Below are 13189 nucleotides of genomic sequence, written 5' to 3'. Positions count from 1 at the left end.
AAGCAATGCCGGATAAGTGTAACGTATTAAAAAATATAAAAATATTCTTACTGGCCTTCTGCCTGACCGTTCCGGCTATTCTGCTATCTCGTCTCATTTCTCCCCGCGCCACAATTGATTCCAGCTATATCTTTCTGGCCTGGCTACCGCTCTGCGTCATGTTTTCCGTGCTGTTCTTATTTGGCCGCCGTGGCGTCGCGCCGATGGTAAGCGGAATGATGTTGACTAATGAATGGAATTTTCATTTACCTCTGCCACAGGCGATGGTGCTGCTATTTTGCCAGACGTTTCCCGTGTTGCTGGTTTGCGCTATCGTACGCTGGCAGCTGGGCGCGCGCTGGCGCTACGGAATACCCAACCAAGGCATCTGGCTACGCGTTTTCTGGTTAGGGTTAATGACGCCGTTTGGCATAAAAATCAGTATGCATCTGGCGGGGCACTACCTGGCTTTCCCGGTGACCATCTCTACCTTCTTTGGCACCGGCACCGCTATTTTCTCGATTGTTGATTTATTGAGTCTGATTTCTGCCGCGCTTATTTTTACCCTCTTTTTCTATTATCCGCTGCGGATGATAGTCAGCCCGCACTATATTCGTATTTTCTGGCGGAGGGATATCGCTCCTTATCTCGCCAAAGAAAAACGCCTGTTTACGCTTCTCTGGTTTGCCACTCTGGCGACGCTATTAGCGGTGCTGTGTACGCCTTTCGAGACAAAGTATATTGCTGGCTATCTGGTGCCAGTCCTGTTCATTGGATTTACCATCGGCGTGGGGAAAATCAGCTATCCGCTGTTGAATTTTAGTTGGGCTCTCACTGCGCTATTCCTGCTTAGCTATAACCGCAATTTTCTGCAGGGCGTGGGCTCAGAATATTCGCTGGCATTTATCCTTTCAGTTCTCATTTCTTTTAGTATTTGTTTGTTGTACATGGCGCGGATTAATCAACGCAGCGAATGGTTGAATCGACAATGGCACTCGCAGGCATTGACCGATCCGTTGACGCAACTGCCTAACCTGCGCGCGCTGGAGCAGTTTCTTTTACAGGATGCCGGGCAAAGCGTGTGTTATCTACGCATGGAAAACCTGGAATTTCTGAGCCGTCATTACGGTATGCAGATGCGCGTGCATTGCGAACGCGAGGTGTTTCGCGTATTGCAGCCGCTGCTGCTGGAAAAGGAGAAAATTTTCCATCTGCCGGGCAGTGAATTATTGCTGGTATTGACGGGACCGGAGACGGAAGCCCGCCTGCAATATATGCTTAATGTGCTTAATAACCGCAAAATTTACTGGAACAATACCGGTCTGGACATGGAATACGGCGCATCGTGGGGAACATTCGATGGTCGCCAGGAAACCTTGCAACCGCTGTTGGGGCAGTTAAGCTGGCTGGCGGAGCAATCCTGTTCGCATCGTCGGGTGCTTGCACTGACCCAGAGTATTGAAGCCGCTTCCGGGCAGACGACGGAACGGGTGCTACGGTTGCAGAAAATCCGTCAGGCGCTGGAGCGTGGCGCGCTGGTTTTGTATGCGCAACCCATTCGCGACGCGCAGGGAAAAGGGTATGACGAGATTCTGACGCGGCTTCGGTGCGACGACGGTATCATGATGCCGAATCAGTTCATTCCGCTTATCGCCCAGTTTAACCTGAGCGTACGGTTTGATATGCAGGTGATGGAAGCGCTCCTGCAATGGTTGTCCGCGCATCCTTCGGCGGAGCAGGGGGCGCGTTTTTCGGTTAATTTGATGCCGCTGACGCTGCTGCAAAAAGAGACGGCGTCGCGCATTATGCAGCTTTTTAAACGCTATGGCGTCCCGCCTGCTTCGGTCATCATCGAAATTACTGAAGAACAGGCCTTCTCTCATTCCGAAATCAGTATGCACAATATCAACCAGCTGCGTAAGTTTGGTCTAAAAATCGCCATTGATGATTTCGGCACCGGTTATGCAAACTATGAACGGCTAAAACGCCTCAAGGCGGACATCATTAAAATCGACGGTTGTTTCGTAAAAGATATTCTGACGGACTCCCTGGATGCGATGATTGTGAAATCCATCACTGATTTAGCGAAAGCGAAATCGTTGAGCGTCGTGGCTGAGTTTGTTGAAACGCCTGCGCAGCGCGATCTGCTATTGCAGCTTGGCGTACACAGTTTGCAGGGATATCTGATTGGCCGCCCGCGCCCGTTAGGCAAATAAGCGGCATAAAAAAACCGGGGATAGCTCCCCGGTTTCTACATTAAACCCAGACTTACAGTACCAGCGCCGCGATAGAGGCGGACAGTACGCTCACCAGCGTAGAACCGTAAACCAGTTTCAGACCAAAACGGGAAACCACGTTGCCTTGCTCTTCGTTCAGGCCTTTAATCGCGCCCGCAATAATACCGATGGAAGAGAAGTTCGCGAAGGACACCAGGAAGACGGAGATAATGCCTTCAGCGCGTGGAGAGAGGGTAGAGGCGATTTTCTGCAGATCCATCATCGCCACGAATTCGTTGGAAACCAGTTTGGTCGCCATGATACTTCCTACCTGCAGCGCTTCACTGGACGGTACGCCCATTACCCATGCGACCGGGTAGAAGATGTAACCCAGAATGCCCTGGAAGGAGATGCTGTAGCCGAACCAACCGGTAACCGTTGCGAACAGCGCGTTCAGCGCCGCGATCAGCGCGATGAAACCGATCAGCATCGCCGCGACGATAATCGCCACTTTAAAACCTGCCAGAATGTACTCGCCCAGCATTTCGAAGAAACTTTGGCCTTCATGCAGGTTCGACATCTGAATATTTTCTTCGCTGGCATCAACGACATAGGGGTTGATCAGCGACAGAACGATAAAGGTGCTGAACATGTTCAGAACCAGCGCTGCGACCACATATTTAGGGTCCAGCATGGTCATATACGCGCCCACGATAGACATGGAAACGGTAGACATTGCGGTCGCCGCCATGGTGTACATGCGGTTACGGGACATTTTGCCGAGGATATCTTTATAAGCGATAAAGTTCTCAGACTGGCCGAGGATCAGCGAGCTGACGGCGTTAAAAGACTCCAGTTTGCCCATACCGTTTACTTTGGACAACAGAAAACCAATAGCGCGGATGACCACTGGCAGAACGCGGATATGCTGAAGAATACCGATCAACGCGGAAATAAAGACGATCGGGCACAATACTTTCAGGAAGAAGAACGCCAAACCTTGATCGTTCATACTGCCAAAGACGAAGTTTGTCCCTTCGTTGGCAAATCCGAGCAGTTTTTCAAACATCTCGGAGAAACCTTTTACGAAGCCAAGGCCAACATCCGAGTTCAGGAAGAACCAGGCCAGTAATACTTCGATAACAAGTAACTGAATGACGTAACGAATGCGAATTTTTTTACGGTCGCTGCTAACCAGCAGTGCGAGTACCGCAACAACGGCAAGCGCCAGGACAAAATGAAGGACGCGGTCCATATTTGCTCCAAATATGAGGCAGGTTTAATTTTCGTGCACATTCTATGCAACAGCCGTAAAGAAAACGAGATCCAACACACACTATAATAAGGACCTGTGACGAGATTCAAAATTAGTGATCTGTAATACACTTTTACTGTACTGAATATGAAAATGAAAAGTTATATCAGTGTGCTAATCTTGTAATGTTAAGCCAAACTGTTCTGATACAGGTCGTCATCGTATCGGTCTATCGTTTCACACTATCAAAGTAATCACCCGTACCCATTGAAATGCACTTGATAATCATTATCAATAAACATAGCATGAAACATAGCAAAGGCTATGTTTTTGAGGCAAAAGATGACTGACAATCGCGTAGAGAATAGCAGCGGACGGGCGGCGCGCAAGCTAAGGCTCGCATTAATGGGACCTGCGTTCATTGCCGCGATTGGTTATATCGATCCCGGTAACTTCGCGACCAATATTCAGGCCGGCGCCAGCTTTGGCTACCAGCTACTCTGGGTGGTGGTCTGGGCGAACCTGATGGCGATGCTGATTCAAATCCTCTCGGCAAAACTCGGAATCGCCACGGGCAAGAACCTGGCGGAGCAAATTCGCGACCATTATCCGCGCCCGGTAGTCTGGTTTTACTGGGTACAGGCGGAAATCATCGCGATGGCCACCGATTTAGCTGAATTTATCGGCGCAGCAATAGGTTTTAAGCTGATCCTGGGCGTCTCTTTATTACAGGGCGCGGTATTGACCGGTATCGCGACGTTTCTGATTTTAATGTTACAACGCCGCGGTCAAAAACCGCTTGAAAAAGTCATCGGCGGTTTACTGCTTTTTGTCGCCGCCGCTTACATTGTGGAACTGTTTTTCTCTCAGCCTGATATGGCGCAGCTCGGCAAAGGAATGGTTATCCCGGCGCTACCGAACCCGGAAGCCGTATTCTTAGCCGCCGGCGTGCTTGGCGCGACGATTATGCCGCACGTGATTTATCTGCACTCGTCATTAACACAGCATCTGCACGGCGGAACGCGGCAACAACGGTACTCAGCAACGAAATGGGATGTCGCTATTGCCATGACGATTGCCGGTTTTGTCAATCTGGCAATGATGGCGACCGCCGCGGCGGCGTTTCATTTTAGCGGCCACACTGGCATCGCCGACCTCGATCAGGCATACCTGACGCTGGAACCGTTACTAAGCCATGCGGCGGCAACGGTGTTTGGTCTTAGTCTGGTAGCGGCAGGGCTTTCCTCCACCGTGGTAGGGACTCTGGCGGGGCAGGTGGTGATGCAAGGGTTTGTCCGTTTTCACATTCCGCTGTGGGTACGGCGCACCATTACCATGCTGCCCTCATTTATTGTGATTTTGATGGGGCTGGACCCTACCCGAATTCTGGTGATGAGCCAGGTGCTGCTGAGTTTTGGTATTGCGCTGGCGCTGGTGCCGCTCCTGATTTTCACCAGTAACGCTACGCTAATGGGCGAGCTGGTGAACACGCGGCGAGTAAAACAGATTGGCTGGATAATTGTCGTGCTGGTCGTCGCCCTGAATATCTGGTTGCTGGTTGGAACGGTAATGGGATTGTCATAAAGACAGAAAGATAGCAGGCCCGATGCGTGGGCGTCATCGGGCTGTTATTCAGCAGGAGGCTTAGTGATGATGTTTGTGACCCCGGCCTCGCCCGCGATGATCGTCGCGATCGCGCCAGCCTTCCCGATAACCGCGTTCATACGCTTTACGCTTATCCCAGCCGCGATGATAGCCGTTGTCATGGCGCCACCAGCGATTTTTACGCCATTCATAATGGTTGTGCCAGTAATCCCGGTCGCGCCAGCGACCACCGTCCCAGTAGTTACCGTAATCATCGCGATCGCCAATCTGTAATTTTATTGAGGGCAACAGGGTGATTTCGCCCGCATTCGCGGCAAGCGGTGTAAAAGCCAGCAAGGCTGCCGCCAGAATCAGTGACCTGAACATACTTTCTCTCCTTCACGATCGAGCCGTCGCCGGCCTGTTAATGCAATATTACAAAGCAGTAAAGATTTGTTTCATCGCCTTAACTCTTAAATCATGAAGGAGAGCATTTTTTGCTAAAACCGGCCCTCCAGAATAGCGTCAATTTCTGCACATTCCGCCGCCGAAAAACGGCGATTGGCCAGCATTCCTACGGCGTCTTCGATTTGCGACGGTTTGCTGGCGCCAATCAGTACCGAGGTAACGTTATCGTTACGCAGCACCCAGGCGAGCGCCATCTGAGACAATTTTTGGCCCCGTCGCGCGGCCAGTTCATTCAACCGGCGAACTTTTTCCAGTTTGTCGGCGGTAATCTGTTCTGGTTTAAGGAAACGGCTTCCGCTCGCCGCGCGGGAATCTTCCGGAATGCCATTCAGATAACGGTCAGTGAGCTGCCCGCCCGCCAGCGGCGAGAAGGCAATACTGCCGACGCCTTTTTCCTGCAACAGCGCCAGCAGCCCGTCCTCTACCCAACGCTCAAAAAGCGAATATTTAGGCTGATGAATCAGGCAAGGCGTGCCGAGATCCTCCAGAATATCGATAGCTTGTCTGGCCAGATCGGCAGGATAGTTAGAGATCCCCACGTACAACGCTTTGCCCTGGCGCACAAGGTGATCTAACGCTTTCATCGTCTCTTTAAGCGGCGTTTCGGGATCGGGACGATGGTGATAAAAGATATCGACATACTCCAGCCCCATACGTTTCAGGCTTTGATCGAGGCTGGCGATAAGGTATTTCCGTGAACCCCAGTCGCCATAAGGGCCATCCCACATGGTGTAGCCCGCTTTGGTGGAGATGATTAACTCATCGCGCCACGGTAAAAAATCTTCCTGCAGAATGCGGCCAAAATTGCATTCTGCGGAGCCCGGCGGCGGCCCATAATTATTGGCGAGATCAAAGTGGGTAATGCCCAGATCGAACGCGCGTTGCAGCAGCGCCCGGCTATTTTCTACCCGTGTCGCATCGCCGAAGTTGTGCCATAACCCCAGCGAAATGGCGGGAAGTTTGACGCCGCTGCGCCCGCAGCGACGATACTCCATTGTGTGATAACGATTCTCATCGGGCTGATAAATCATGACCTTTCCCCCTGTGGCGTGAATAAATAGTGTATACGGTTACACTCGCCAGGCGGTATCCGGCTTTTACTGTTTGCCGCTGTAAACATTGTTTTCCAGGCTTTCATCCCCGCCGTGCTGGACAGCCATCGGCATTCCTTAATACTCAACATAATGTCAACGTCAGAAGGAAAGCTGTCATGCAAAACCCCTATACCGTGGCCGACTATTTGCTGGACAGACTGGCAGGATGCGGCATTGGCCATCTTTTTGGCGTACCGGGCGATTATAACTTGCAGTTTCTTGACCATGTGATTGACCACCCGACCCTGCGTTGGGTGGGATGCGCCAATGAGCTGAACGCCGCTTATGCCGCGGACGGCTATGCGCGCATGTCGGGCGCTGGAGCGCTACTCACTACCTTTGGCGTGGGAGAACTTAGCGCTATTAACGGTATCGCGGGCAGTTACGCGGAATATGTCCCGGTCTTGCATATCGTCGGCGCGCCCTGTAGCGCTGCGCAGCAGCGAGGCGAATTGATGCACCACACCCTCGGTGACGGCGATTTTCGTCATTTTTATCGCATGAGCCAGGCGATATCCGCTGCCAGCGCAATATTAGATGAACAGAACGCCTGTTTCGAGATTGACCGCGTGTTGGGTGAAATGCTTGCCGCACGCAGGCCAGGATACATCATGTTGCCCGCCGATGTGGCGAAAAAAACGGCCATCCCGCCTACGCAGGCGCTGGCGTTGCCCGTGCATGAAGCGCAAAGCGGCGTGGAGACGGCTTTTCGTTACCACGCCCGTCAGTGCCTGATGAACAGTCGGCGCATTGCGCTATTGGCCGACTTTCTTGCCGGGCGTTTTGGTTTACGACCACTGTTGCAACGCTGGATGGCGGAAACGCCCATCGCTCATGCCACACTACTGATGGGGAAGGGGCTTTTTGATGAACAGCACCCGAACTTCGTTGGCACCTATAGCGCAGGCGCCAGCAGCAAAGAAGTGCGTCAGGCCATAGAGGACGCCGATAGGGTTATCTGCGTCGGCACCCGTTTTGTCGATACCCTTACGGCCGGATTCACCCAACAATTACCGGCGGAACGCACGCTGGAGATTCAGCCTTACGCGTCGCGCATCGGCGAAACCTGGTTCAACCTCCCGATGGCGCAGGCGGTGTCTACGCTGCGCGAACTGTGCCTGGAATGCGCTTTTGCGCCGCCGCCGACGCGTTCCGCCGGACAGCCAGTGCGGATTGATAAGGGAGAACTGACCCAGGAAAGCTTCTGGCAAACCTTACAGCAGTATCTCAAACCCGGAGATATTATCCTTGTCGACCAGGGGACTTCAGCTTTTGGCGCTGCCGCGCTGTCGCTTCCTGACGGCGCGGAAGTTGTGGTACAGCCGCTGTGGGGATCTATCGGCTATTCCTTGCCCGCCGCGTTTGGCGCGCAAACCGCCTGCCCCGATCGGCGGGTGATTCTGATTATTGGCGATGGCGCGGCGCAGCTCACGATTCAGGAGATGGGCTCGATGTTACGCGACGGGCAGGCGCCGGTCATCCTGCTGCTCAACAATGACGGCTATACCGTAGAGCGCGCCATTCACGGCGCGGCCCAGCGGTACAACGACATCGCGAGCTGGAACTGGACGCAGATACCACCGGCGCTAAACGCGGCGCAACAGGCGGAGTGCTGGCGGGTGACGCAGGCTATCCAACTGGCAGAGGTCCTCGAACGTCTGGCGCGCCCACAACGTCTGTCATTTATTGAAGTGATGTTGCCAAAAGCCGATCTGCCGGAATTACTGCGTACCGTGACCCGGGCGCTGGAAGCCCGCAACGGGGGATAATGGCCCCCGCTGCGCCGGATTAGGGTTCGTGACGGTTGGCGGCCAGCAACGGTTTTCCCGCCAGCAATAGCCAGGCGGGGAGCATCACAATGCAGAGCAGCGGCAGCAGATTGGTATCCGGTACGACGACTGCCGCCATAAACAGACTGAGCCAGCCGTCGCGCGTCACTACCAGCACTAAGCCAAGAATCGCGCAGGAGACGGTAATCGCCGCGGGTACGGCCTCAACATGGGCATGGAGCATGAGCCCCAGCGCCGCGCCGATAAACACAGCCGGAAAAATGCGCCCGCCGCGAAAGCCGCTCGCCGCCGCGATGACCAGCGCGGCGAGTTTGACGACGGCTAAGGTAAAATAATCTCCCGCGCCCAACGTCTGGCTAAACGCCATTTGTTGCATTTCGTCCAGTCCTTTAAACAGGGTAAGCGGCCCGCCAATGACGCCCAGGATGCCCAGTATAAAACCGCCAATGCCGAGAATCAGGACCGGATTTTTCAGGCGGTGCAGCAACTCGTGCAGACGCGGAAGGCACCAGACGGCGACCATCCCGGCGGCAATGGCGATCGCCGCGACGATCGCTCCGCTGGCAATGTCCACCAGCCGCATCTGCGTGTAATGGGCGATGGGTAACGAAAAATGCGGATGAAAGAACAGGCTGGTGGTGAGTGACCCCGCCGCTGCCGCCATTAACGGCGCAAACAGGCGATCCCACATGGGAATATCGTTAGAGCCGCTAAGTGTTTGCGAAAAAATCAGCGCTGCGGCGACGGGCGTGCCGAACAGCGCGCCGATGGTGCCCGCTGAGGCCAGAATCGTCCAGTCTAACGCCGTGATACGCGGAAACAGGCGGGAGCCGAAAGCCGCCGCCAGCGCGATATTTATTGTCATTATCGGATGCTCTGGCCCCAAACTTACCCCACCAGCAAGGCCGATGATTAAGGCGAGAAGCAGCCCGGGCAGCGCAGATGGCGAGACCGGCATACTGATTAACGGTTCGATGGCCGGATCGGGGCCAGCGTGTCCAGGACTGTAACGGATAATCAAACCCACCACGATCCCGGTTAGCGTGAGCATACCCACTATCCAGAACGGCGAATCATAAGCGATGCCGATGCTGGTGGGCAGTCGTTGCCAAAGAAATTGCTGAAAAACCGACGCGACTTTCATCGCAGCGATTAAAACCAGGCTTGACGCTACGCCAATAATCAGCGCGGGGAGCGACAGCAGCAGCATCGTTCGGGCACGCGGGTGGAACATAATCTCTTCCTTACACGGGGTCGTATACCTATTTTGCACAGCCTGCCCGACGGCATTGCTGCAATTGGTGCTGAAACAAGAAAGTAATTCTGTGATGAAGATCTATATTTATAGGCAGTCAGCCTGATGGCCGTTGTTGTTATGCCCCCATGAATTTACAGTGTGACAAAGACTTATTTTGACTTTAGCGGAGCAGTAGAAGAATGACAAAGTATGCTTTAGTAGGAGATGTAGGCGGCACGAATGCGCGTCTTGCCCTGTGTGATATCGCCAGTGGAGAAATCTCGCAGGCCAAAACGTATTCCGGCCTGGATTATCCCAGTCTTGAGGCCGTGGTGCGCGTTTATCTCGATGAGCATAGCGTCAGCGTGGAAGATGGTTGTATCGCCATAGCCTGCCCGATTACCGGCGACTGGGTGGCGATGACTAACCATACCTGGGCTTTTTCTATTGCGGAAATGAAAAAAAATCTCGGCTTTAGTCATCTGGAAATCATCAACGATTTCACCGCCGTGTCGATGGCGATCCCGATGCTGAAAAAAGAGCATTTAATTCAGTTCGGCGGCGGCGAACCGGTAGACGGCAAACCTATTGCGGTGTACGGCGCGGGAACCGGCTTGGGCGTGGCGCATCTGGTGCATGTGGATAAGCGTTGGATTAGCCTTCCGGGCGAAGGCGGGCATGTCGATTTTGCGCCTAATAGCGAAGAAGAAGCTATGATTCTGGAAATATTGCGCGCCGAAATTGGCCACGTTTCCGCCGAGCGCGTGCTGTCTGGCCCGGGGCTGGTGAATCTTTACCGGGCGATTGTTAAGTCCGACAACCGTCTGCCGGAAAATCTGCGCCCGAAAGATATTACCGAACGCGCCCTGGCGGATAGCTGTATCGATTGTCGCCGCGCGTTGTCGCTCTTTTGCGTCATCATGGGGCGATTTGGCGGCGATCTGGCGTTAACCATGGGGACATTTGGCGGCGTTTATATCGCTGGCGGTATTGTCCCGCGCTTCCTGGAATTTTTTAAAGCGTCCGGCTTCCGTGGTGGCTTTGAAGATAAAGGCCGCTTTAAAGATTATGTACACGGTATTCCGGTCTATCTGATTGTCCATGATAATCCTGGCTTGTTAGGTTCCGGCGCGCATCTGCGCCAGACATTAGGTCATATTCTATAAGCCAGATGGTGGCATAAACGCCTTATCCGGCCTACAAAAGTGTGTCATCTGTAGGCCTGATAAGCGCAGCGTTATCAGGCAATTAAACATTCTCTTGTCAGTCTCAAACCGCGTGCCTCACGCGGTTTTTTTCATTGCCTTTCCTGTGCATGAATGCTTCAACTGTCTGAATTATTTCACTTTACTCTTGCTGAGCGAAAGGTCAAACACCAGCGCGTTGAGTCATCACGTCATGGCGGTTAGTCAGGCGAAAACAGGGATTTATTTTACTATACGTATCCGGTTCGCTGCCTTATTTACGGTTTCATCGCGGCAGCTTGCCGGAAAGGATCCTCATTTTCGGGGAAATATCCCTGAAAAACACCGCAATATGACATGATCGAATACCATTATCGTTAGTAAGGCTTTTGATTAAAGAGGAAAAACCACAAAATCAAAAGGGGATTATTTGAGATAAGGTTTATTGACAGGAAATTATCGTCGGCTGCGTCACGTTACGTAAATTCAATGATATCAATTTGTTAATAATATGATTTGTTTGATGCTATAACTGACACGCTTAAAAAGTAAGTTTTTACGCTTGTTCCTCTTTTTTGTCGCTAAAAATATTTTCATTAGCCTCTCGACAGGAAGAAAATTTTCAGGCTATTTTCTAAAGGAGCCACCATCGTGGCAGCGTCGCTCGGACGGTCCGGGCGCTAACGTTAATCTGAGGATATTATGGCTGACTTCCGCCCTGAACGTCGCTTTACGCGTATCGATCGCCTTCCGCCCTATGTTTTTAACATCACCGCTGAACTCAAAATGGCTGCGCGTCGGCGCGGTGAAGATATTATTGATTTCAGTATGGGTAATCCTGATGGCGCAACCCCTCCCCACATTGTCGAAAAACTTTGCACCGTCGCGCAGCGTCCGGATACGCACGGTTATTCCACGTCTCGCGGCATACCGCGTTTACGCCGCGCGATTTCTCACTGGTATCAGGAACGTTATGATGTCGATATCGATCCGGAAACCGAAGCGATTGTGACCATCGGTTCCAAAGAGGGACTGGCGCATTTAATGCTGGCGACGCTGGATCATGGCGATACGGTTCTGGTGCCGAACCCCAGTTACCCGATTCATATCTATGGCGCCGTTATCGCCGGGGCGCAGGTGCGTTCGGTTCCATTGGTCGAGGGGGTGGATTTCTTCAACGAGCTGGAGCGCGCTATTCGCGAAAGTTATCCGAAACCGAAAATGATGATTTTGGGTTTTCCATCTAACCCTACGGCCCAGTGCGTCGAACTGGAATTTTTTGAAAAAGTGGTCGCTCTGGCTAAACGTTATGATGTGCTGGTAGTGCACGATCTGGCGTATGCCGATATCGTGTACGACGGCTGGAAAGCGCCATCCATTATGCAGGTGCCCGGCGCACGCGACGTGGCGGTCGAATTTTTCACATTGTCGAAAAGCTATAATATGGCGGGCTGGCGTATTGGGTTTATGGTGGGCAATAAAACCCTGGTCAGCGCGCTGGCGCGCATTAAAAGTTATCACGATTATGGTACTTTTACCCCGCTTCAGGTGGCGGCTATCGCCGCTCTGGAAGGCGATCAGCAGTGCGTGCGCGATATTGCCGAGCAGTATAAACGTCGTCGCGATGTGCTGGTGAAGGGACTGCATGAGGCGGGCTGGATGGTTGAAATGCCGAAAGCCTCAATGTACGTCTGGGCGAAAATCCCGGAGCAATATGCGGCGATGGGGTCACTTGAGTTTGCCAAGAAGCTGCTGAATGAGGCGAAGGTTTGTGTTTCTCCAGGGATAGGCTTTGGTGACTATGGCGACACCCATGTACGCTTTGCATTAATAGAGAATCGCGACCGCATTCGCCAGGCCGTCAGAGGGATTAAAGCGATGTTCCGCGCCGATGGCGTGCTGCCGTCACATCCAAAACCCATTGAGGCGAGCACGGAGTAGAAAAGCAAACAGGAGCCCCATGGCTCCTGTTTTTCTTTGCATTGTACTTTTAAATCATCAGGGCGAAAGTACCGGCCCAAACGATGACCATAAATGAAATGCCCATAAAGAAATATTTCACGTTTCATCTCTCCGCGTACCTGTCGTACGCCTAAATGAACTTACACTTACCTGATTATAGAGAGTTGATGCCGGACAATACGAAATTGAGAATTATTCGTGTTTCGACCGCCTGCATCACCTCAGAATTCTGCGCGTCATCGCTCCAGACGGCGCTAATGTACGCCTAAAAATGAGGTGAAACAAGAGGCATTTTCTTATTTACTTTTAGCAACTTACAAGTGTCGGGAATCGGCGACAGTTTAATTTCTGACAGTGATGAATCGCTATTGAGCGACGCCGCCGACACAGTAAAAAATCGCCTGTAAACAGGAGACTTAT

10 protein-coding genes are annotated in these 13189 nt (G+C 52.6%); 5 read left to right on the top strand and 5 right to left on the bottom strand.

Annotated elements, in window-relative coordinates:
* Positions 1–5 precede the first annotated feature (5 nt).
* Complete coding sequence (locus ACLJRS_RS18895; RefSeq protein ID WP_001112951.1) at positions 6–2195, top strand: sensor domain-containing phosphodiesterase; 2190 nt, start codon at positions 6–8, stop codon at positions 2193–2195.
* A gap of 52 nt (positions 2196–2247) precedes the next feature.
* On the opposite strand, the gene nupC is transcribed toward ACLJRS_RS18895, so the two are convergent.
* Positions 2248–3450: a nucleoside permease NupC gene (nupC, locus tag ACLJRS_RS18890; protein WP_000376347.1), complete on the bottom strand. Its 1203-nt coding sequence runs from the start codon at positions 3448–3450 to the stop codon at positions 2248–2250.
* Positions 3451–3792: 342 nt separating this feature from the next.
* On the opposite strand from nupC, the gene ACLJRS_RS18885 reads away from it, so the two are divergent.
* The gene (locus ACLJRS_RS18885; RefSeq protein WP_000131734.1) at positions 3793–5034 is read left to right on the top strand and encodes an Nramp family divalent metal transporter; all 1242 of its coding nucleotides are present in this window, start codon (positions 3793–3795) and stop codon (positions 5032–5034) included.
* Positions 5035–5094: 60 nt separating this feature from the next.
* Here the strand turns inward: ACLJRS_RS18885 and ypeC are convergent, their stop codons facing one another.
* Together ypeC and mgrA are read right to left on the bottom strand one after the other, a co-directional pair.
* Positions 5095–5421: a DUF2502 domain-containing protein YpeC gene (gene ypeC, locus ACLJRS_RS18880; RefSeq protein ID WP_000490091.1), complete on the bottom strand. Its 327-nt coding sequence runs from the start codon at positions 5419–5421 to the stop codon at positions 5095–5097.
* A gap of 113 nt (positions 5422–5534) precedes the next feature.
* Complete coding sequence (gene mgrA, locus ACLJRS_RS18875; RefSeq protein ID WP_000640285.1) at positions 5535–6533, bottom strand: L-glyceraldehyde 3-phosphate reductase; 999 nt, start codon at positions 6531–6533, stop codon at positions 5535–5537.
* A gap of 179 nt (positions 6534–6712) precedes the next feature.
* Here mgrA and ACLJRS_RS18870 point away from each other — a divergent pair, with 179 nt between their 5' ends.
* On the top strand, positions 6713–8365 hold the full coding sequence (locus ACLJRS_RS18870; protein ID WP_001180857.1) for an alpha-keto acid decarboxylase family protein: 1653 nt from the start codon (positions 6713–6715) through the stop codon (positions 8363–8365).
* Positions 8366–8384: 19 nt separating this feature from the next.
* Here the strand turns inward: ACLJRS_RS18870 and ACLJRS_RS18865 are convergent, their stop codons facing one another.
* Entirely contained in the window at positions 8385–9620 is a 1236-nt protein-coding gene (locus ACLJRS_RS18865; RefSeq protein ID WP_000468920.1) for an ion channel protein, read from the bottom strand.
* Between the two features lie 203 nt (positions 9621–9823).
* Here ACLJRS_RS18865 and glk point away from each other — a divergent pair, with 203 nt between their 5' ends.
* Both glk and alaC read left to right on the top strand, forming a co-directional pair.
* A complete protein-coding gene (gene glk / locus ACLJRS_RS18860) occupies positions 9824–10789 on the top strand; it encodes a glucokinase (protein ID WP_000170380.1) in 966 nt (321 codons plus the stop codon).
* Positions 10790–11509: 720 nt separating this feature from the next.
* Positions 11510–12748, top strand: coding sequence for an alanine transaminase (gene alaC / locus ACLJRS_RS18855; protein ID WP_000763116.1), 1239 nt, complete (start codon positions 11510–11512; stop codon positions 12746–12748).
* A 49-nt stretch (positions 12749–12797) separates the two neighbouring features.
* Here the strand turns inward: alaC and ypdK are convergent, their stop codons facing one another.
* Positions 12798–12869 (bottom strand): membrane protein YpdK, encoded by a 72-nt coding sequence (gene ypdK, locus ACLJRS_RS18850; protein WP_010723117.1) that lies wholly within the window; start codon positions 12867–12869, stop codon positions 12798–12800.
* Positions 12870–13189 lie beyond the last annotated feature (320 nt).

It is taken from the genome of Salmonella sp. SAL00670 (assembly GCF_046552235.1).
In the GTDB taxonomy this organism is placed as follows: Bacteria; Pseudomonadota; Gammaproteobacteria; order Enterobacterales; family Enterobacteriaceae; genus Salmonella; species Salmonella enterica.
This window is presented reverse-complemented; position numbering and strand designations above follow the sequence as displayed.